This window comes from Streptomyces sp. NPDC127595, assembly GCF_042671685.1.
Classification (GTDB): Bacteria; Actinomycetota; Actinomycetes; order Streptomycetales; family Streptomycetaceae; genus Streptomyces.
The window spans coordinates 600,615-620,709 of sequence record NZ_JBHXWK010000005.1; the positions used below are offsets into that span (position 1 = coordinate 600,615).

Sequence of the window (20,095 nt, forward strand, 5' to 3'; positions counted from 1 at the left end):
GGTGGAGTACATGCGATGGGCTCTCTCTGTTCGGGACTCAGAAGACGTGCTGCGCGATGTCGACAAGCCCTCCGACGTCGAGGCCAAGCCTTGCTCCGTCGATGCCCGCCACGGAACCGTCCTTGATGCCGTCGTCATTAGTGTCCACGGCGGTCATGACCAGGCCGAAGGTCGCGGTGGCCACGCCGACGGAGGCCGATGTGACCTCGACTGTTTTGATTGTCCGAGCCGCTCGGGCGCCTCGAATCGTAAGGTTGAGCAGGGAGTTGTCCAGGCCGGAGATGGCCTTCGCGTCCTCCATGGTGCTGCTCCCGAATCGGGCCAGTCGCTGCGCCAGCGGGATGGCCGCCCCCGCCTCGCCAGTAGCCCGCGAGGCAGCCACAGCGCCCTTACCCACTGCCCCGACTCCGGGCAGCATGCCTAGGGCGTCACCACCGACTGTGACGACGCTGCTCCAAAAGTCAGTGTCGAGCTCGCCCTTGGTGAAGCCGTCCCACAGGGAAGCCCGTAGCGCTGGATCACCGAACACCCTGATGGTCAGCGCCGAAGCACTCAGCGCCGCAGCAACAAGCAACAGCACCGCGGCCGCTGTACCCCCCGTCAAGACGAACAGAGCCACCAGCCCGACCACCGCAGCCACGGTGCTGAGGATGTCCGGCAGATTCTCGACAACCCAGTCGAGCGCCGAGTCGAACCACCCCGGTTCGTGCGGCGCAAGCTTCTTCGTCGCGTCGCGGATCTTGCCTGCGCGGTACTGAGCTTGATGCTCGTGCTCCTCCGCGAGCTTCCGGGCCTTGCCCCGGATCTTCTCCAGCTCGTCCTCGGCGTCGTCCACCGCCGTGTTCGCCTGGGTCAGGGCCTTCTGGGCGTCGTCGTGCTTGGCGCCCTTCTTCTCCAGGTCAGGACTGTTGCCCGCCTGAGTGGCGTGCCCCTTTGCTCGGTCCACGGCGGCCTGCGCGTCCTTCGCGTCTTCCTCAAGGCGTTTCGCTCGACGCTGGAATTCATCCAACTCCCCGTCCCAAAGGTGGAGTTGCTTGGCCGCCTTACGGATGGAGTGAGCGGCGTTCTTCAGGTTCAACGGCAGCGGACCGCCGTCGAGCTGCTCACGGAAGGCGACAGCCGCATCACCCTCCCAGTAGCTGCCGTCCATCAACTTGCTGACAAGCTCATGCGTCTCTTCGAGGACCTTGGCGCACCCGACGAGCTTCTTGTGGAGGCCGCTCACTGTCTCGGTGCTGCCCGGCACAGGGTTGAAGCCCAGGTGCGGGTAGTCAGGGTTCGGGATATGCGGGGCGGACTTGAGTCCTTGAGGTTTGCCGAGGTCGGTTCGGGACCGCGGGTCGAGGGCAGCTCCCGAGTCCCCGCTACCGGACGAATCTGTCACTTCGAACCCCCGCCCTTGCCCTCTGCGGGCTTCTTGAGCGCTTCCTCCAAGGCCTTGTCGACCTCGCGGTAGCTGTCCTTGCTCTTTCCGATGATCTTGGCGAGATCTTCGGTCTGCTCGCCGATCTGATCAGCTCCGTACTTCCACTCGTCCTGGAAGTCCTCGCAGGCGCGGTCGAGGTCGTCGGTACCGAGGCCTGTGACGGTCGCGTCTTCCAGCGCCCTGCGCAGCCCCCTCAGTGAGTCGGTCGACTTCCTGAGCATCTTCATGAAGTGCGCCAACTCGTCGCCGTCAACGGCCAGACGATCCGCCACGTCTCTCCCAAACTCTTCCCCGTGTGCCCGGCTGCCCCGACGTCAACGATTGACGGCCTGGATCTCCTGCACGACAACATCCTGCTCCGCCCCGAACTCGCCGTCCGGCAAGTCCCGCGGTTCGTTCACACCCGTGCCGGTCCAGTGGATCTTCCAGGTGATGGTCGCCCTGAGCTTGTACGAGTCGTCACCCGAGGAACGCAGGTACCTCACCCCACACGGCGGAGTCTCGTCCGACTTACCGGCCGCGTACGCCTCACCGATCGACTTGTCACCATTGAGCGTGCACACCCCAGACGCCGGATACGTCGTGGCATCGGCCGTCCCCGGCTCGATCTTCAACGAAACCGGCTCCGCAACGGTCGTCGCGTTAATACCGAGCAACGGAACCGACGCCGTCACCGACACCGGCTTGAACTCCGCCGCGTCCAGCCACGCCCACGTCGGCAGGTTCACCTTCGTCGTGCCCGCAGGAGCCAGAGTCACCCTGGTCGACGGCACGCGGATCTCGGCGTACGCCAACTGCGCCAGCATCTCCGGCGTGATCGCTTCCGCGATGTCCGCCGGCGGATCGTCATTCGTGTCCACCCAGAAGAAGGGCTTGGTGCAGGCCTGGGCGCCTGGGTCACCTTCGCGGCCCTCGGTGACGTACGAGGACCACCAATAGCCGTCGCCGGCCTTCTCCTTGTTGAAGTCCGTGTACGGGTTCCCGTTGACATAACGATCCCGCTGAGAGGCGTCCCACTCATAGCCGGTCGATCCGGCCTCCCAGATCGGCTCCAAGTAATTCTGCAGCTGGACTGGACTGTACTTGGGGGCGTAATAACACGCGGGTGGAGTCCAAGTTGTCGTGGAGGCCACAGGACCCGCTGACTCACCCGAGCCGTTCTTCGAACGATCGAAGACGACAGCCCCAGCGGTGGCGGAGAGCGTACCGTCGTCGGTGGCATTACCGCTTGGCTGGGGTGTGGTGTTCTCGTTTCCTTCATCACCGCGACCACCGGCATAGGCGGCCTGCGGAACGAGCGCCGCAAAGCAGACAAGCAAAGCCAATGTCACTACGGTGCACGGGCGTTTCACGGCTGGCACTGGTCAGCACCTCGCTTCGAGATAACGTTCGTGGTCTGCCACACGCCATCAGAGTTCTTTACAAGCTTCGTGTTGTACAACACGTAACTGTCAGACGTTGTCGGCGTCTTCTCGGTCTTGCCTGTCTTCCGGTTCTTGAGGAAGGACTTGCTCTCATCGGAGCAATAGATGACAGAAGCACTGCCGTCGTCGAGGAACGTCACCTTGCGGTCGAAGTACCGGGTCGTCCCCGTCCAGGTCCGGTCGTCCTCCAAGTAACCCTGAACGAACGTCCTCGCGCTGTCCAAGGCGCCTTCTGCACTGTAGAAGCCCAACGCATCGGTATTCACAGTCCCTTGAAAGATCGCATCGTCCACGGAATTGATGCGCTGTGCGTTGTCGGCGAGTACAGCGTCCTTCTTCGCGTCCCCGGTCTTTTGCTCCTCGAAAGTGTTCTGGACATCGGAAGGGAACTTGATCTCCGGACGCACGCCGGTGCTCGTCGCACTCGCACTCGGCGAAGCCGACGTCTCACCCCCCGCATCAGCCCCAGCGATCTTGTCGTTGCCCGAGGAGTCACCGTCACCGCCCCCGCACCCAGTCAGAACGAGAGCCGTGACCGCACCGAAGGCGGCCATGGCGAGCAGGCGGGGACGGCGGTTCACGGCAGACTCCTGTGCGACGTGGGGTTCGAGAGGGCAGCGATACGGTATCGGGGGCGTGCAGGGCGACACCAGAGCGAATAACGTGAACAGGGATCGCAAGTCAGGCATAACGATGCAGAACATGCCTGGCCGACGGCTCGGACCCTCCGATTGAGTGACGACAGAGATCAGGATGCGTCGCCTCGTTGGCCACCGCAAAGAATCGCAACCCCTCCCCACGGCCCGACCACCGCCGCCCATCCCACACACGGCCGACCCGATCCCCGCGCTGACGTACCTTCCCTCCCTGACACACACCTAGTAACTTCGCACCCGCGTACGACTATTAGTGAGACAGGCGTGACGGGGGTTGCGGCGTGGTGGGGAATCGGCCGAGGGACTGGGATGTCCTGGACCTGGACAGGGACCCCACGCCGGGTGATCCGGACCGGGTGCGCGATCTCGCCAAGAATCTCCAGGACTTTGCCGATGACGTCGGGGATGCGCTGCGTCTGATCAAGGGGATGGCGGGCGAGGAGGCGGTCCTGCAGTGGGCGGGGAAGTCGGCCAAGGCGTTCCAGGATCAGTTTTCGGGTGTTCCGAAGCAGTTGAGGAAGCTGAAGTCGTCGTACGACATGGCGGGGGGTGCGCTGGCGGCGTACTGGCCGAAGCTGGAGCGCGCGCAGGCTCTCGCCGACCGGGCGCTGGCCGACGGCCGTGCGGCGCAGGCCGACCTCAGCTCGGCCAAGTCCCGTCTCTCGTCGGCTGATTCGTGGGTGACGAGGGCCGGTAAGGAAGCGGACAAGTACAAGGACGATCCGACCGGCAGCAAGAGTACGGAGAAGCCGGACGAGGCGAAGGTCCGGGCCGCCACCCGGGATGCGCAGCACGCGAAGTCGGCGCAGACGTCGGCCCAGTCGGACGTGTCGTCCGCGCAGAAAGCACTGGACGCGGCGAAGAAGATGGCCGAGGACGCCCGCACCATGCGCGAGGAAGCGGCACGCGAAGCCAAGACGAAGATCGATGAGGCGTCGGACGCGGGGATCCGTAACCGGAAGTGGTGGGAGGAGGTCGGGGACTGGTTCTCCGACAACTGGGACACCATCGTCACGGTCTGCAAGGTCGTCGTGGCCGTTGTCGGGATCATTGCGATGATCATCGGGGGGCCGATCCTCGGTGCGATCGTGCTGATCGCGGCCCTCGTCGTGCTTGCCGACACCCTCAACAAATACGCGAAGGGCCAGGCGTCCCTGTGGGATGTGGGGTTCGCGGCGCTGGACTGCATACCCGGTATGAAGGGGCTGACCACTCTCGGCGGCCTCGCCAAGGGTCTCAAGGGCGGGGCGGCCGCCCTCAAGGGACTCCGGGGCGGCATGAAAGGCATGGGGCTCGCGGTGCGGGGGCTGGGTAAGTCGGCCCGTGGTGCGCTCGCGGACGGGGCGAAGGGCGCGTACAACCGGCTGAAGAACGTGGTCCGTTCCAAGGGCAGTGACCCGGTGGACATGGCCACCGGTGCGATGTTCCTGCCGCAGACCGACATCACATTGCCCGGCAGCCTGCCGCTCGTCTTCGGCCGCCGGGTCGCCTCCGACCACCGCACCGGCTGGTGGTTCGGCCCCACCTGGGCCTCCACCCTCGACCAGCGCCTCGAAGTCGATGAACACGGTGTGGTCTTCGTCACCGAGGACGGCCTGCTCCTTGCCTATCCCCACCCCGCCGAACCGGGCATCCCGGTCCTGCCCCAGGCCGGACCCCGCCGGCCCCTCACCCGCCTGGCCGACGGCGGATACCGCATCGACGACCCGCTGACCGGCCACGCACGCCACTTCACCCGTCCCACAACCGGCATCGCCCTGCTCACCCGCATCACCGACCGCAACCTCAACACGATCACCTTCGACTACGACGAGCACGGCACCCCGTGCGCCATCCGTCACTCCGGCGGCTACCACCTCACCCTCACCACCGACGAAGGCCGCATCACCACCCTCGCCCTCGCGGGCGCCGCCGAAGACGGCACAGACGTCACCATCAAGCGCTACGGCTACACCGACGGAGCCCTGACCACGGTCATCAACGCAACCGGTCACCCGCTCACCTTCACGTACGACGAACGCCTGCGCATCACCTCATGGGCTGACAGCAACGATCGAAGCTACGCATACAGCTACGACGACCGGGATCGGTGCATCGCCGAGGGCGGCGAGGGCGGCCACCTCACCATCACCCTCGACTACGACAGAGCCGACCCCCGCTGGCCCGACTGCCGCGTCACCACCCTCACCACCGCCGAAGGCAACGTCTCCCGATTCGTCATCAACGCGGAATGCCAAGTCGTAGCCGAGATAGATCCCTTGGGCGGCATCGTCCACACCGCGTACGACGACCACCACCACTTGGTGTCGCAGACAAACGAACTCGGTCACACCACGCAGATCGCAAGCAACGCGAGCGGCCAACCCATCGAGGTCACGCGCCCGGACGGCCGCAAGGTCCGGGCCGAGTACAACGAGCTCTGCCTTCCGGTGAAGGTGGTGAGCCCCGACGGCGCAATCTGGCACCAGACATACGATGAGCGCGGCAACCGCACAACGGTCATAGATCCGGCGGGTCTTGCCACTCACTTCGCATACGACGACACGGGCGGCCTCGCCTCGGTCACCGATCCGTCGGGCAACATCACCGCGGTCACCTGTGACGCGTTCGGCCTCCCCGTCTCGGTCACCGACCCCCTCTACTCCATAACCCGCTGTGAACGAGATGCCTTCGGTAGGCCAACTGCGATCACAGATGCCTTGGGCGCCACCACCCGTCTCGAGTGGACGGCCGACGGACTCCTCTCGCGTCGCGTCGGCCCGGACGACACGGTGGAGTCCTGGACGTACGACGGCGAGGGCAACCGCACCACCTACACCGACAAGACAGGTGCCGTCTCCCGGTACGAATACACCCACTTCGATCTGTTGTCCGCGCGCACCGGCCCGGACGGCGTACGCCACGATTTCACACACGACACCGAACTGCGCCTCACCCAGGTGACCAACCCGCAGGGCTTGAGCTGGAGTTACACCTACGACTCCGCAGGCCGTCTGATCTCCGAAACGGACTTCGACGACCGCACCCTCACCTACGTCCACGACGAGGCGGGGCGCCTTCGTTCTCGCACGAATGCCCTCGACCAGACGATCCGTTACGAGCGCAATGTCCTCGGCCAGATCACCCGTAAGGACGCCCACGGATATGTCACGACCTTCAGCTACGACGCGGCCGACCGACTTGTCCGGGCTACGAGCCCCGACACCACTGTCACGCTCCTCCACGACAACCTGGGCCGTCTGGAATCCGAGACAGTGGGTACGCGCACCCTCACCTATATGTACGACCGCCTCGGCCGCCGTACCGGGCGCACAACGCCTTCGGGAGCCATCAGCACCTGGGGCTACGACGCGGCAGGGCGCCGTACCAACCTCACTACCTCGGGCCGCACCGTCGACTTCGGCTACGACCCAGTGGGGCGTGAACTAGCCCGTCACACCGGTGACTTCACCTCTCTCCTTCACACGTACGACGTTATGGGCCACCTCACGGCCCAGTCAGTGACTGCGCCGGACGGTCACTCGGTGCAACAGCGGGAGTACACCTACCGTGCGGACGGCCATCTCATCGGCATCGACGATCAGTTGGCCGGCGCCCGCCGCTTCGACCTCGATGCGGCGGGCCGGGTCACCGCGGTCCACGCGGCGAACTGGACGGAGACGTACGCCTATGACGAGGCGGGCAACCAGACAGATGCCGCATGGCCCGCCAACCACCCCAGCCACGAGGCAACAGGGCCCCGCGCCTACACCGGCACACAGATCACACGCGCCGGCCAGGTGCGCTACGAACACGACGCTCTGGGGCGCATCACACTGCGCCAGAAGCCGCGCCTGTCCCGCAAACCGGACACCTGGCGCTACACCTGGGACGCCGAAGACCATCTGACCTCTGCCGTCACCCCTGACGGAACGCTGTGGCGCTACACCTATGACCCGATGGGCCGCCGCACGGCCAAGCTCCGCATGGCCGCCGATGGTGAAACGGTCGTCGAGCGCACCGACTTCGCCTGGGACGGTACGACACTCTGCGAACAGACCACCGCCGGCCGGGAGTTGCCCAACCCGGTCACTCTCACCTGGGACCATCAGGGTCTTCACCCGATTACTCAGACGGAACGCATCACTGAGGTAGAGGCCCCACAAGAAGAGATCGACTCCCGCTTCTTCGCCATAGTCACTGATCTCGTCGGCACGCCGAGCGAGCTCATCGACGAGACGGGTGAGGTCGCGTGGCGGGCGCGGAGCACGGTGTGGGGTCGGACCGCTTGGTCCGCCAACTGCACGACGTACACACCGCTCCGTTTTCCCGGCCAGTACTTCGACTCGGAAACCGAGCTTCACTACAACTACTTCCGGCACTACGACCCTGAAACGGCCCGGTATCTGTCTCCCGACCCACTCGGTCTCGAGCCCGCGCCGAACCCCGTCGCCTACGTCAACACCCCGCACACTCGGTCCGACAGTCTAGGGTTGGCTCCTGATTACCATGAGTTTTACTCCGTACAGGATTCCGAGAATGCCGCCCGCCTACGCGGCGACGGAACCCCGTGGCCCACTGCGGAGAACCGAGGTCACTACGGGGAGGGGGTCTACTCATGGGAATCACGTGCAGATGCCGACCGCTACGCCGAACGGCTTCGTTCCCGTGGAGCTGACGTAGAAGTCATGCCGTTCAGAGTCAGCGCGAGCGACTTCTCAAAAATGAAGAAGATAGACCTTCATGAAATCGGCGAGGACGCTGCGACGGAATTCGCGAACAAACACAGCCGCCTGTGGGGGGACGGAGCGCCTCACGACTATGACTACGTACGGGCGCCCACCGGAATGGGGCAGGCGGAGAACATATTCAGCAAGTCGGTCTTCCATCTACTGAAATTCTAGGTCTCGAGAGAAAATGACCAGCACATTCAAATACCGCCTCAGCAGCCCCTTCGGCGGTCTGGCAGCAGACGTGACAGCGGAATACCGCACCTCCGACACAAGTGACGAGTTCCGACTGCAGGTCTACCGTAACGTATGGCTGACGCCTCCCGAGGGGATCAACTGGCGCGATGCGGCATGGCTTTCCTTCGGGCTGGCGGTCCATTCTTCTGAATTGGCAGCCAATCACCCCGCCGGCTTGACCATCAAGGTCACGTCTCTCACCTTCCCGCTCGCTCACTTCCGGTCGGAAGTAGCGGCACTGGCGATGGACGGCTGGGTTCGGGAAGAGTTCAACCTCCCGGATCGCGGCTTGCACGCCGTCCCCCATGGAGCAGACGGGTCCTACAGTTTTCACTGGGGGGACCGCTCCGACCCCTTTTCCGACAATGGATTTAACTGAGCAATACGGCATACCGTCCCAGAGGAACTGTTCGCACGCCCGACATCTGCGACACCGATCCGCCAATGAGCCAACAGTGCCGGGGCGGTCAACTCGGCTCAGCTACCGCTCAGCGGTTGACGGCCTGGATCTCCTGCACGACAACAGCCTGCTCCGCCCCGAACTCGCCGTCCGGCAGGGCCTGTTCCTGGGCCACACCGGTTCCGGTCCAGTGGATCTTCCAGGTGATGGTCGCCCTGAGCTTGTGTGAGTCGTCCCCGGAGGAGCGCAGGTACTTCACTCCGCACGGCGGGGTCTCATCCGCCTTGCCGGCCGCGTAAGCCTCTCCGATCCGGCCGTTGTTGATCTCACACACCCCGGAGGCCGGATACGTCGTGGCATCGGTCGTCCCCGGCTCGATCTTCAACGAAACCGGCTCCGCGACGGTCGTCGCGTTGATGCCGAGCAGCGGAACCGACGCCGTGACCGACACCGGCTTGAACTCGGCCGTGTCCAGCCACGCCCACGTCGGCAGATTCACCTTGGTCGTGCCCTCGGGCGCCAGATCCACCTTCGTAGAGGGCACACGGATCTCGGCGTATGCGAGTTGGGCGAGAATCTCGGGCGTGATCGCGTTCTCAATGTCGGCGGGTGGGGGGTCACCGGTATCCACCCAGAAGATCGGCTCCTCGCAGTTGTCCCAGCCGGGCGGGTAATCCTTGTTTACGTACGAGTCCCAGAAATAGCCGTCGCCTGTCTTGTCCTTGTTGAAGTCCTTGTACGGATCACCGTCGACATAGCGTTTACGCTGCTCCGCGTCCCACTCGTAGCCGGTCGAACCGGCTTCCCAGATCGGCTCCAGATAGGCCTGGAGCTGCGCCGGCGTGTACTTCGGGGCGTACCAACAGGCAGGCGGGGTCCAGGACGTGGTGGAAGTGACAGCTCCGACAGCACTGCCGCTGCCGTTCTTCGAACGGTCGAAGACAACACCGCCAGCGCCGGCGGAGATGGTGTCGCCGTCGACGTCACCAGACGGGCCGGGGCCTGTTCCACCGCCGACCGACCCGCCCCCAGGCGGAGTTCGGTCGGCGTTTGCCGCAGGCGCTGAGATCGTCACGGCGAAACCCGCCACGAGCAGGGTTACAGCGAAGCGGGAGAGGAGACTCATGGCTGGCACCTGTCCGCCCCTCGGGTAGAGACAATCTTCACGAGTTCCCAGACCCCCTTCTCGTTCTTCTCCACCTGCACGCCGTAAGCGACGTAACTGTCCTTGGTGACCTTCGTTTTCTTGACCTCACCAGTCTTGATGACCTTGCTGAAACCCTTGCTCTCGTCCGCGCAGTAGCTGACCGACGCAGAATCCTTGGACCTCACGGTCACCTGCCGGTCGAAGTAACGCACGGACCCGGTGACCGTCCAACCGACATCCGTGAAGGACTCGACCCACTCTTGGGCGGTCACCGCGCCCTCGCCTTCCGTGTAGAACTCCAGGGCGGGCAACCGAGGGTTCTGGGCATCAATGGCCGCATCAAGTGCGCGAATGAACTCCGCGTTGTCCTTCAGGACCGCGTCCTGGACGGCGTCGCCGGTCTGATCCGGGGTGAAGGCGTACGTGAGATCCGATGGCAGCTCGATCTTCGGTCGACTGCCAGCTTCTGAGGCAGAGGCGCTCGGCGAAGCCGACGTCTCACCCCCCGCATCAGCCCCAACAATCTTGTCGTTGCTCGCGGAATCACTGCCACCGCCCCCACACCCAGTCAGAACGAAGGCCGCGGCCGCACCAAAGGCGGCCATGGCGAGCAAACGGGGACGGCGGTTCACGGCAGACTCCTGTGCGGGGTGGGGTTCGGGAGGGCAGCGTTACGGTATCGGGGGCACGCGGGGCGACACCAGGGCAAAGTGCGCCCGAGAGGGAACACGTCTCGGGCATAGCGGTACAGAGTAGCCCTAACTGAGGGGCCGGGACCTTCGGTTGAGTGACGGGGAGGGGCGGGGAGCGTCACCTCGTTGGCCACCGCAAATTCCAGACCTGGGCTGTCTGCCCTCTTCACGCCGCCACTCGCCTGGCCGACCGGCGGATTGCGCGCCCACCCGTCGCCGGCAAGCGGGCTACGCAATCGAGTACGCACCGGGATCAGGGCCTTCGCCGAGTTCCCCCGCGTTTCGCCCCGTCCGGCCACAGCTGCGGCCTTCGCTTCGCGCCCAGGTCTTCCGCCCAGCCGAACGACACGACACAGGCCCCGATGAGCACCCAGGCGATGGCCAGCACGGGCCACGGGCTCTCCAACAGCCATGGGAAGTGCTGCCACATGACATCGATCCCCCACAGGCGGTCCCACAATGTGGCGGCCGTGAGGATGCACATGTTGTGCCAGAGATAGATCGTCACCGCGCGGGAGTTGAGGAGGGTGATGAGTCTGTCCCAGCGGCGCAGTCGGCGGGGCCACTCGGTCCACGAGGGGCTGTAGTGCAGCAGCAGGAGGACTGTGGCGAAGGACCAGATGGCCTGGGCCAGCGGGATGCTGTCGAGGTCGTGCCCCGTGGTGAAGTTGTTGCTCATGGCGTACCAGAGGCCCAGCAGGGCGAGGGCCGGGGCCACGGAGGGTACGGCGTAGCGGGGAAGCCTGCGCAGGATGCCCTCCTGGTGGGCCATGCCGAGGATCCAGCAGGCGCCGAAGGTGCTGAAGTCCGTGAGGGCCGAGGGGATCCGCTCGCCGGGGAGCGTGATGTAGCCGAGTTCGAACGCGGCCGACAGGGCGATCGGCGAGAGCAGCGTCGCCAGCGGCAGCGCACGCAGAGCACGCAGGAGGAACGGCGACAGGAGGACGTAGAGGAGGTATGCGCGGATGTACCACAGGGGGCCCGCGAAGTCCTCGGCCCAGTTCTCGCCGATGATGCCGTGGATTCCGGGCAGGCCCTCGCCGTACGGCGGATCGCTCAGCGGGACGATCCAGAAGGTCAGGTGCAGCCACCACCAGCCCGGGTGGCCCTCCGCGCTCGGTCCCCACCCCTGGAGGATCATGCCGGTGACCCCGACGACGCCAAGGAGCCACAGCGGAGGTAGCAGGCGCCGGACCCGGCTTCGGATGACCTGGACAGGCGGACGCTTCAGCGAGCGGGCCATGAGGCTGCCGGCGAGGGCGAACATCACGCCCATGGAGGGGAACACCAGCGGAAGCCAGGCCCAGCCCACCAGGTGGTACAGGACGACGCGGAAGAGGGCGAGCGCGCGCAGCAGGTCGAAGTAGCGGTCGCGGACCGGGGCACGGCCCGGCACCGCCGGTCCGGGTTCGGGGTGTCCCTGCTCCGCCGCGGCGGGCGTGAGTGTCGCCGCGGCCGCCCCTCTCTGTACCGGCAGTACGGGCACGCCCAGAATCGGCGTCGAAGAGTCCGGACCCGTCCTCTGGGCTCCGGGCGGCGGAGGCGTACTCATACGACCGGCCTCTTATCCATGCTGTGCTGACTCTGACTCTGGTTCGATGCGTTGGCTGCGTTCGATGAGTTCGGTGCGTTGGCTGCGCTCGATGCGTTCGATGCGGCGGGCATGCCCACCGCGCCCGTGCGCCGGAGCTTCTGCCAGCGCAGCCGGCCCCCGGTGAGCGCGGTGATCCAGGACTGGAGCAGAACCACGTACATCAACTGCCGGTAGAGGATCTGCTGGAGCGGGAGCGAGATCAGATGGGTCATGCGTTCCCGGTCGAGGCGGAACGCGTACGCCGCGCACACCGCCTGGATCGACAGGACGCCCAGCCATGCGAGGACCGTCTTGCCCGTCGGGCCGAACACCAACCCGTAGAGAAGGAATACGTCGATCAAGGGGGCCAGCAGCGGGGCGAGGACCATGAACAGTGAGACCAGTGGCAGGCCCACCCGGCCGAAGCGGCCCGACGGGCCCCGCTCGATGATCGCCCGCCGGTGCTTCCAGATCGCCTGCATCGTGCCGTACGACCAGCGGTAGCGCTGCGACCACAACTGCTGGACCGACTCCGGGGCCTCGGTCCACGCGCGTGCGTTCTCCGCGTACACCACCCGCCAGCCGTCGCGGTGCAGGGCCATCGTGATGTCGGTGTCCTCGGCGAGCGTGTCATCGCTCATGCCGCCGACGCGTTCCAGGGCCGAGCGGCGGAAACCCCCGACCGCGCCGGGGATCGTGGGCATGCAGCGCAGCATGTCGTACATGCGACGGTCGAGATTGAAGCCCATCACGTACTCGATGTGCTGCCAGGCGCCGATGAGCGAGTCGCGGTTGCCGACCTTCGCGTTGCCCGCGACCGCGCCGACACTCGGGTCACCGAAGGGCTGCATCAACTCGCGGACGGTGGACGGCTCGAAGACCGTGTCGCCGTCCATCATCACGATGAGGTCGTAACGGGCGTTCGCCACGCCTCTGTTGAGGGCGGCCGGCTTGCCCGCGTTGAGCTGGCGTACGACGCGTACGTCCGGCAGGCGCAGGTTCTCGACGATGCGTGCGGTGCCGTCGCTCGACCCGTCGTCGATGACGAGCACTTCGATGGGGTGCTCGCTCGCCATCAGGGAGCGGACCGTCTTCTCGATGCACTTCGCCTCGTTGTACGCGGGGACGAGCACCGAGACCGGTTCGGTGACCGGTGGTCCCCAGCGGAAGTCCCGATGCCGTACCCGGCGTGTGTGCACGGCGGAGAGCAGCAACATCAGCCCGAAGCGGGCCAAGACCAGGAGCCCGATCACGGCCAGCGCAACGACGAGGACGCCCGTCGTCCGGTCCGAGGCCTGAACGGCGAGGACCCATGCCCTGCCCTTCCACAGCTCGGCGCCGGTGACCTTGGTGTGGGCGCTGGGAGCGTTCAGAGCCTTGGTAAGGGTGTCGAAGCGATAGCCCTTGTCCTGGAGCCCGGACACGAATCGGTCGAGTGCCGCGACGGTCTGCGAGCGGTTGCCGCCGGAGTCGTGCATGAGCACGACGGCGCCCTCACCCCGCTTGGGCGTGGCGTTGCGGATGATCGCACGGACGCCCGGCCGTCGCCAGTCCTCGCTGTCGGTGTCGTTGACGACCGTGAGGTAGCCGCGGGAACCGATGTACTTGGTCACGGGCCAGGAGTTGTTGTCCAGGTACGAGGCGTACGACGAGTACGGCGGGCGGAAGAGCGAGGTGCGGATACCGGCCGCGCCCACCAACGCCAGCTGGCTCTGGGACAGTTCCCAGTCGACGCGGGTCTTGGACTGGTAAGCGAGATCGGGGTGGCTGAAGGTGTGCAGGCCGATCTCGTGCCCCTCGTTGACGATGCGCCGGACGAGTTCCGGATAGCGCGAGGCCATGGTGCCGGTGATGAAGAAGACGGCATGCGCGTCGTGTTCGGCCAGGACGTCAAGGACCTTGGGGGTCCACTTGGGGTCCGGGCCGTCGTCGAAGGTCAGGACCAGTTCGTGGTCCGGGATGGTCAGGGTGGTCTGGCGGCCGCTCCGGGTGTCGATCACCGGCCCGCCGCGCAGTATCTCCTTTGGCACTTGGTCGGACGACGCCGGCGGCTGGACACGGTGGTCGGCGAGGATCTCGTTGTGCACGTAGCCGCGCAGCATCAGCATCGCCAGCAGCGCGACGAGGATGAGTGAGGGCAGCAGTTGGCGCATGGGCAGCCGTCTGCGCCGGGGGCTGGAGGCCGGGCTCTCCGTACGCGATGTCGGAGCGCGGGATGTGGAGCTGTGACGGCTGGTGCGAGGTGCCATCAGACGATGTTCTCCGGGTACGAGGAGCTGGTGGTGCTCGGCTCAGGCTCTGTTGGGATCTGCTCGACGGGGACCGGCTCGACCGGGCTGTCGGCGACGACTCCCGAACCGTCCGTGGTCGCTGACGCCGAGGGGTCCGGCGAAGGGGCGCTGACCGAAGGGCTGGGGTCCGGGGAGTTGGTCACCGGTTCGGAAGGGCCGATGACCGGGTCCTTCGTGGTGCTGGAGCTAGGGTTGGGCTTGGTCGAGGCGGACGTCGAGGGCTCGGGGGCCGGGGACACACCCGGATTCGAGGCGCTGGCCGAGACATCGGGCCTCGGGCTGACGCCCGGCGATGGCGTCGTTCCATCACTGGGCGTTGCGCCGATCACGCCGGGCGCGGCATTGCCCGTGCCGGTCGAGCTCACCGACTCGGTAGGCATAGGCGACGTGTCGACCTTGCCGGCCGGCTGGTCGTCCTGCTGGCCCGGTACCGGGATCCAGGGCGCGTTGGAGTTGCCCGACAGGAGAGTGACGAGGATGACCACGGCGTACACCGCGCAGGCCACGCCCACGACCATGCCGAGGCGGCGGAATCTGCGGCTGCGACGGCCCGACTCGTCCACGAAGACCGGGCCGTCCGAACTCTCCTGGGCGGCCGGGGCACCCTTGGTCTGCTTGACGAGCCAGTCGTCCAACTGACGTCCTGTGCCGTCGAGTTGGATGGTCACCTCGTTCGGATCGTGGGTGTGGTTGGGGTCGTCGGGCTGTTCCCAGGTGGGCTGCAGGTGCTCCGGACCAGGGCGGCTTGTGCGTCTTACAGGGCCTTGACCCTGGCCTCCGTCCGGGCCACCGTCCTGACCTCGGTCCTGGCCTCGGTCCTGGCCGGCCCCGGTATCCGGTTTCACCCGGGTTTCCGGCTCCCCCTCCGCCTCATGCTCGCCGCTGCCCCGGGCCTCCGGCCAGAACGACGCCCTGCCGTTGACCTGCGGCCAGTTCGACGTACCTTTCTCGGCCTCCGGCCAGGTCATCGGCTCATCGGCCTGGCGCCGAATCTCGTCCGCTCCTCGCAGAATCTCGTCGGCTCCTCGCCGCGACTCCGCGCTCTCTGGCCGAAACTCGTCGTGTCCATGCCCGAGCATATCGGGCCCTCGCAGGGACTCGCCGCGCTCTCGCCCGGACGATCGGTCGGCCCCTCGCCAGGGAGGCGGATCGACTCCACGACTGCTTGGCTGATCGATGTCACGCCGATCCGGTTGGGCGTCTTTCCGCCTATTTTCCACGTACACGCGCATCCCCCCACGGGACAGTTACAGGTGCGCACACGACGCCGGGCAACCTCACGTGTCGTGTGAACCGGGACCCCACCCGATTCAAGCGCCCCTTTTATCACACTGCGCCCGGACCCAGAATGTAGCGCACACCAGTGACGCCCGGGGCCATGTGTTCACGATGACTCATCATGATGAGTGCATCCATGGCCGGAATCCACGCGTCCCCTGGGCGCTGCAGCCATCCTTCCTCGCCCGCGAGTTCGAGGGCCGCACGGCGGAGTGCGTCGATCCCTGGATGCACCAGCCCCTTCCGCCACACCAGCGACACCGGTGACAGGGGGATGGGGTCTATGAGGGGCTTCAGGACAGCCCCCGGCATGGCTGGAAACTGCAGCACGGCGAGGACAGGGGTGCGCGTCCGCGCCATGACCCGCTGGAACTCCTCCGCTCCGACGGCCACCGGAGCAGGCGGCGCGAGTGCGATGCCGCGTCCCTCGAACAGACGGCGGGCCAGGTCGGTCCACTCCAGCGTCCGCGGATTTCCCGCACCGGCATATACGGTCTCGCCCGCGAGCGCGGCCAGCGGCACCTCGTCCAGAGCGGCGAGGCGGTGGTCCTCGGGCAGCACGACGGCCATCGGTTCGTACCGGACGGGCTGCTGCTCCAGCCCCGCCCGCAGCGCCGGGTCGACCCCCGCGAACCGCCCGAAGGACGCGTCCAGCCGGCCCGCGAGCATCTCCCCCGCCGCGCCGGTGAGCCCGCTCTCGAAGCGGGCCATCAGCTCGCTGTCGGGCGCGAGTTCGCGGGCCCGGTCGAGGACCCGGCCGGAGACCAGCCCCGGGGAGTTGACGTCGACGAGCAGCGGACGTTCCCGCTGCCCGCGCGTGAACGCGGACAATAGTTCGTCCTGCGCCTCCAACACCCGCCGCGCGTACGGCAGCAGCCGCTCCCCGTCCGCCGTCAGCGCCACCTGCCGGGTCGTGCGTACGAAGAGATCGGCGCCCAACTCCCTTTCCAGGCGCCGGATGTCCCGGCTCAGGGCCTGCTGGGCGACGTACAGCCGGGCTGCTGCCCGCGTGAAGTGCAGCTCTTCGGCGACGGCGAGAAAGACGCGGAGGAGACGGGGATCAAGGGTCGGCTGCTGAGCGGGCATCACGCGAACTTACAACCCAGGTGCGTCAATCACCACGGAGTAGGTGTTGGACCCCGAGCACCACCCGGCACGACGGTTGACCCATGCCGCCCCAACAGCCCTCCGAGCAGGCTCACTTGCCGCTCCTCACCGTCACCGGCGACACCCTCGTCGCCGCCGACTTCCGCCCACGCTTCGGACAAGGCCGCCAACCGGGCCCGTACCGCCGCCTCTTCAGCACCCCCGGCACCCGCGCCTTCACGCTCGGGAACCTCCTCGCCCGCCTCCCCATGGGCATGTTCAGCGTGAGCGCGGTCATCATGATCGCGGGGTCGCGGGGTTCGTACGCGCTCGCCGGTGCCGTGACCGCGACGGGTCTGGCGGCGACGGCGGTGGTCGCTCCCTGGACCGCGCGTCTCACCGACCGCCACGGTCAGGCGCGCATCGCCGTGCCCGCGACGGCCTTCGCCCTCCTCGGCACCATCGCGCTGATGCTGTGCGTACATCACGGAGCGCCCGACTGGACCCTGTTCATCTCTTACGCCGCCACGGCCACGATCCCCAACACGGGCGGCATGTCACGCGCCCGCTGGGCCCACCTCCACAAGGGCGACGACAAGGCCCTGCACACCGCGAACTCCTTCGAACAGGCCGCGGACGAGCTGTGTTTCATGCTGGGCCCGGTCCTCGCGGCCTTCCTCTGCGGGACCTTGTTCCCGGAGGCGGGCACGCTGGTCGGGGGCGTCCTGATGATGACGGGCGTACTGCTCTTCGCCGCCCAGCGCTCGACGGAACCACCGCCCCAGCGACGTACGACCGCCAAGTCCCCTCTCCGTGCACCCGGGATGCCCCAGCTCCTCCTCGGATTCCTCGCCACCGGCGCGGTCTTCGGCTCGATGGAGGTCGTCACGATCGCGTTCGCGGACGCGCGGGGCCACCAGTCGGCGGCGGGGGCGGTTCTCGCTCTCCAGGCCGCAGGCTCGTGCGGGGCGGGTCTGCTCTACGGGACCCGGAAGCCGACCGGTCCCGCCGAACGGCGATACGTGCTGTGCGTCGCCACCATGGCGGCGCTGCTGACCCTCCCCCTGCTCGCCGCGACCCTGACCGGCTCCCTCCTCGCTCTCGCCCCCGCCCTCCTCCTCGCCGGCATGGCGACCGCCCCGACCATGGTCACCGGCATGTCCCTCGTCCAACACCGCACTCCCGAGGGCCGGTTGAACGAAGGAATGACCCTCGCGGTGACCGGCCTGCTCGGCGGGATCGCCTGCGGCGCGGCGGTCGGGGGGTGGGTGGTGGAACGGGTGTCGGTGACGGCGGGGTACGGGGTTCCGGTCGCGGCGGCGGCACTGGCCCTGCTGATCGCGCTTCCGGCCGCGACATCCAGGGGTTAGTCGAAGGCGCCGACGCCCTTTCGCCAAGGCCGCCTTCGAGCACCCTGCGCCGGATTCAGCCTCGCCGATGCTCAAGTCGGCTGCGATGTTCTCCGTGCATCGGCGGCGATGTTCTCCACGCGAGAGAACGACGGCCGCTACCCGCCGCCGGGGCCGCCCCGGCCCGCGACCCACCAGTCCATGAGGACCTGGACCTTGTGGTCGAAACGGCGGTCCAGTAGAGACATCGGCGCACGCAGCACTATCCGCCTTCCGTCGGACACCGCCACGATGACCGTCCGGATCCCAGCGGTCTTCCGAATCTCCAGGCCGATGATGTCCCGCCACGCGATCTGGCGACGCCTGTTCCCTCGGACCACAAGCCAGTTGGGGGTGAGCTCGACTCCGAAGCGCGGAGGCAGGACCGGGCAGACCACGCTCGCGATCACGACCGATGAAAGGCACAACCGCAACTCCTCCGCCGTCATGTACTCACCAACCGTGACCAGCAGCAGGACGTTCGCCAACGCCGTGCCGGCCAGCAGGCCGCCCAGAGTGGTGGCAGCGATCTGAAGTACCCCCAGTAAGAACTTCGGCGCCGGTCCACCGGGGTTGCCTGGGGGAAAAGGTCTCGCAGGGCCGTTCATACGTCACCGATCTCCAAGTGATCAGGCCAGTCGGGCATCAGGCCGGTACGACGGCCCCCGCCGCCCGCACGGACCGACGCAGCCGGAACAGCAAAATCAGCATGCGGATCCGCCAAGCAGTGAAGGCGAGGATGACACCTCCGGTGAGAGCCGGCCATTTCCAGGCGCCGGCGCCGTCCTCCACCACGGTCTGGACGCCGGGCCCCTCCACGAAGGCGGCGAGCGAGGTGTCGGGGCGGGACTCCAGGGTGCCGTCGACGGCCACGCTGTCGATGTGGACGGTGCGGTCGTCGGCGTCGAACGGCCCCTCGCACGCCCAGCCATCCGACCACAACTCGTCCCAGGCGCCTTCGGCATACCTGCAGTCGGTGACATGGACGGTTCCGGGGACACCGGTCGATTCGGCGTAGCCCTGCATGCCGCCGTGGACGGCCAGGACCAAGCCGACGAACAGCCCGAAGACGGCAAGGGATATCTCGCGGGGCAGCCGGGGCAGGAGATAGAGCAAGAACATGAGCCGGGTGATTCCCTCTCGCTGCATGAAAAAGTCGTCGCATAACAAGACGCACAACAAGGTCGCATGACGAGTCCGCATGACGAGTCCGCATGACGAGTCCGCATGACAAAAGCCCCGCCGCTCGAAAGCGACGAGGCTTTTGTCATGGTGCTCAAACATGGGATGAGTGGAGATGGCGGGAATCGAACCCGCGTCCAACGGTGCAGAATCAGGGCTTCTCCGAGCGCAGTTCGCTACGCTTTTCTCGGCCCCGGAGTTCTCGCGAACAAGTCTCCGACAGGCCCAGTCACTGTTTGATTTCCCACCGAACCCCGTGACCGGGCTCGGCGGTTTAGTTCCCTAGATTATGCCAGGATCCGGGTCGGGAACACTCCCGGGCTGACACCCTTTTAGGGTCCTTCAGTCGCTGTTATTAGGCAGCGAGGGCGAAGGACTGGGAATCGCTCTTGGAATTGGCGATTATTGGTTGCGACATATGGTTAACGAGATCATTGCCGCTTCCTCGGCTCGCTTCCCCTGCTTCGACAGCCGCTGTCGAAACCGATCATCCCCATGTTGATTTTTCAATGCGCGCACCCGCTGTGAGGTGCATGGCCCATCGTACGTGAACAACGCACGACGGCGCCAACCTTATTCCTGCTCGCCCTACGCGCGTCTACTCGC

At 66.4% G+C, this 20,095-nt stretch carries 15 protein-coding genes and 1 other RNA gene; 3 read left to right on the forward strand and 13 right to left on the reverse strand.

Features of this window, described 5'->3' with window-relative positions:
- Nucleotides 1–37 precede the first annotated feature (37 nt).
- The 4 genes from ACFVKT_RS19715 to ACFVKT_RS19730 form a co-directional block, all read right to left on the reverse strand.
- Entirely contained in the window at nucleotides 38–1,225 is a 1,188-nt protein-coding gene (locus ACFVKT_RS19715; RefSeq protein WP_385733102.1) for a hypothetical protein, read from the reverse strand.
- A 155-nt stretch (nucleotides 1,226–1,380) separates the two neighbouring features.
- Complete coding sequence (locus tag ACFVKT_RS19720) at nucleotides 1,381–1,698, reverse strand: hypothetical protein (RefSeq protein WP_385733104.1); 318 nt, start codon at nucleotides 1,696–1,698, stop codon at nucleotides 1,381–1,383.
- Between the two features lie 42 nt (nucleotides 1,699–1,740).
- On the reverse strand, nucleotides 1,741–2,787 hold the full coding sequence (locus ACFVKT_RS19725) for a hypothetical protein (RefSeq protein ID WP_385733106.1): 1,047 nt from the start codon (nucleotides 2,785–2,787) through the stop codon (nucleotides 1,741–1,743).
- Nucleotides 2,775–3,431: a hypothetical protein gene (locus ACFVKT_RS19730; protein ID WP_385733108.1), complete on the reverse strand. Its 657-nt coding sequence runs from the start codon at nucleotides 3,429–3,431 to the stop codon at nucleotides 2,775–2,777. Before ACFVKT_RS19730 ends, ACFVKT_RS19725 begins: the two co-directional genes overlap by 13 nt.
- A 356-nt stretch (nucleotides 3,432–3,787) precedes the next feature.
- Here ACFVKT_RS19730 and ACFVKT_RS19735 point away from each other — a divergent pair, with 356 nt between their 5' ends.
- Nucleotides 3,788–8,389 (forward strand): DUF6531 domain-containing protein, encoded by a 4,602-nt coding sequence (locus tag ACFVKT_RS19735; RefSeq protein ID WP_385733109.1) that lies wholly within the window; start codon nucleotides 3,788–3,790, stop codon nucleotides 8,387–8,389.
- Between the two features lie 13 nt (nucleotides 8,390–8,402).
- Nucleotides 8,403–8,831: a hypothetical protein gene (locus ACFVKT_RS19740; protein ID WP_385733111.1), complete on the forward strand. Its 429-nt coding sequence runs from the start codon at nucleotides 8,403–8,405 to the stop codon at nucleotides 8,829–8,831.
- A gap of 109 nt (nucleotides 8,832–8,940) precedes the next feature.
- Here the strand turns inward: ACFVKT_RS19740 and ACFVKT_RS19745 are convergent, their stop codons facing one another.
- The 6 genes from ACFVKT_RS19745 to ACFVKT_RS19770 all read right to left on the reverse strand — a co-directional run bounded on the left by ACFVKT_RS19745 (nucleotide 8,941) and on the right by ACFVKT_RS19770 (nucleotide 16,919).
- A complete protein-coding gene (locus tag ACFVKT_RS19745) occupies nucleotides 8,941–9,987 on the reverse strand; it encodes a hypothetical protein (RefSeq protein WP_385733113.1) in 1,047 nt (348 codons plus the stop codon).
- A complete protein-coding gene (locus ACFVKT_RS19750) occupies nucleotides 9,975–10,631 on the reverse strand; it encodes a hypothetical protein (RefSeq protein WP_385733115.1) in 657 nt (218 codons plus the stop codon). The genes ACFVKT_RS19745 and ACFVKT_RS19750 overlap by 13 nt, the downstream gene beginning before the upstream one ends.
- A gap of 313 nt (nucleotides 10,632–10,944) precedes the next feature.
- Nucleotides 10,945–12,183 carry an acyltransferase gene (locus ACFVKT_RS19755; protein ID WP_385733202.1) on the reverse strand — a complete coding sequence of 413 codons (1,239 nt, stop codon included), beginning with the start codon at nucleotides 12,181–12,183 and terminating at the stop codon, nucleotides 10,945–10,947.
- Nucleotides 12,184–12,239: 56 nt separating this feature from the next.
- Nucleotides 12,240–14,513 carry a bifunctional polysaccharide deacetylase/glycosyltransferase family 2 protein gene (locus tag ACFVKT_RS19760; RefSeq protein ID WP_385733117.1) on the reverse strand — a complete coding sequence of 758 codons (2,274 nt, stop codon included), beginning with the start codon at nucleotides 14,511–14,513 and terminating at the stop codon, nucleotides 12,240–12,242.
- Nucleotides 14,513–15,223 (reverse strand): hypothetical protein, encoded by a 711-nt coding sequence (locus tag ACFVKT_RS19765; protein ID WP_385733119.1) that lies wholly within the window; start codon nucleotides 15,221–15,223, stop codon nucleotides 14,513–14,515. The genes ACFVKT_RS19760 and ACFVKT_RS19765 overlap by 1 nt, the downstream gene beginning before the upstream one ends.
- 658 nt (nucleotides 15,224–15,881) lie before the next feature.
- A complete protein-coding gene (locus tag ACFVKT_RS19770) occupies nucleotides 15,882–16,919 on the reverse strand; it encodes a LysR family transcriptional regulator (RefSeq protein ID WP_385733121.1) in 1,038 nt (345 codons plus the stop codon).
- Nucleotides 16,920–17,002: 83 nt separating this feature from the next.
- Between ACFVKT_RS19770 and ACFVKT_RS19775 the strand changes: the two genes are divergently transcribed.
- Complete coding sequence (locus tag ACFVKT_RS19775) at nucleotides 17,003–18,289, forward strand: MFS transporter (protein ID WP_385733123.1); 1,287 nt, start codon at nucleotides 17,003–17,005, stop codon at nucleotides 18,287–18,289.
- A 137-nt stretch (nucleotides 18,290–18,426) separates the two neighbouring features.
- Here the strand turns inward: ACFVKT_RS19775 and ACFVKT_RS19780 are convergent, their stop codons facing one another.
- From ACFVKT_RS19780 to ssrA, 3 genes are all read right to left on the reverse strand, one after another.
- Entirely contained in the window at nucleotides 18,427–18,915 is a 489-nt protein-coding gene (locus ACFVKT_RS19780; protein ID WP_385733125.1) for a hypothetical protein, read from the reverse strand.
- A 37-nt stretch (nucleotides 18,916–18,952) separates the two neighbouring features.
- On the reverse strand, nucleotides 18,953–19,429 hold the full coding sequence (locus tag ACFVKT_RS19785; RefSeq protein WP_385733127.1) for a hypothetical protein: 477 nt from the start codon (nucleotides 19,427–19,429) through the stop codon (nucleotides 18,953–18,955).
- A 167-nt stretch (nucleotides 19,430–19,596) separates the two neighbouring features.
- Nucleotides 19,597–19,984: a transfer-messenger RNA gene (gene ssrA / locus ACFVKT_RS19790) on the reverse strand.
- Nucleotides 19,985–20,095: the final 111 nt, after the last annotated feature.

Coding starts and splice junctions, on each gene's coding strand:
- ACFVKT_RS19780 (WP_385733125.1), bottom strand. CDS start 18,915: ATGAACGGCCCTGCGAGACCTTTTCCCCCAGGCAACCCCGGTGGACCG.
- ACFVKT_RS19785 (WP_385733127.1), bottom strand. CDS start 19,429: ATGTTCTTGCTCTATCTCCTGCCCCGGCTGCCCCGCGAGATATCCCTT.
- ACFVKT_RS19740 (WP_385733111.1), top strand. CDS start 8,403: ATGACCAGCACATTCAAATACCGCCTCAGCAGCCCCTTCGGCGGTCTG.
- ACFVKT_RS19770 (WP_385733121.1), bottom strand. CDS start 16,919: ATGCCCGCTCAGCAGCCGACCCTTGATCCCCGTCTCCTCCGCGTCTTT.
- ACFVKT_RS19775 (WP_385733123.1), top strand. CDS start 17,003: ATGCCGCCCCAACAGCCCTCCGAGCAGGCTCACTTGCCGCTCCTCACC.
- ACFVKT_RS19760 (WP_385733117.1), bottom strand. CDS start 14,513: ATGGCACCTCGCACCAGCCGTCACAGCTCCACATCCCGCGCTCCGACA.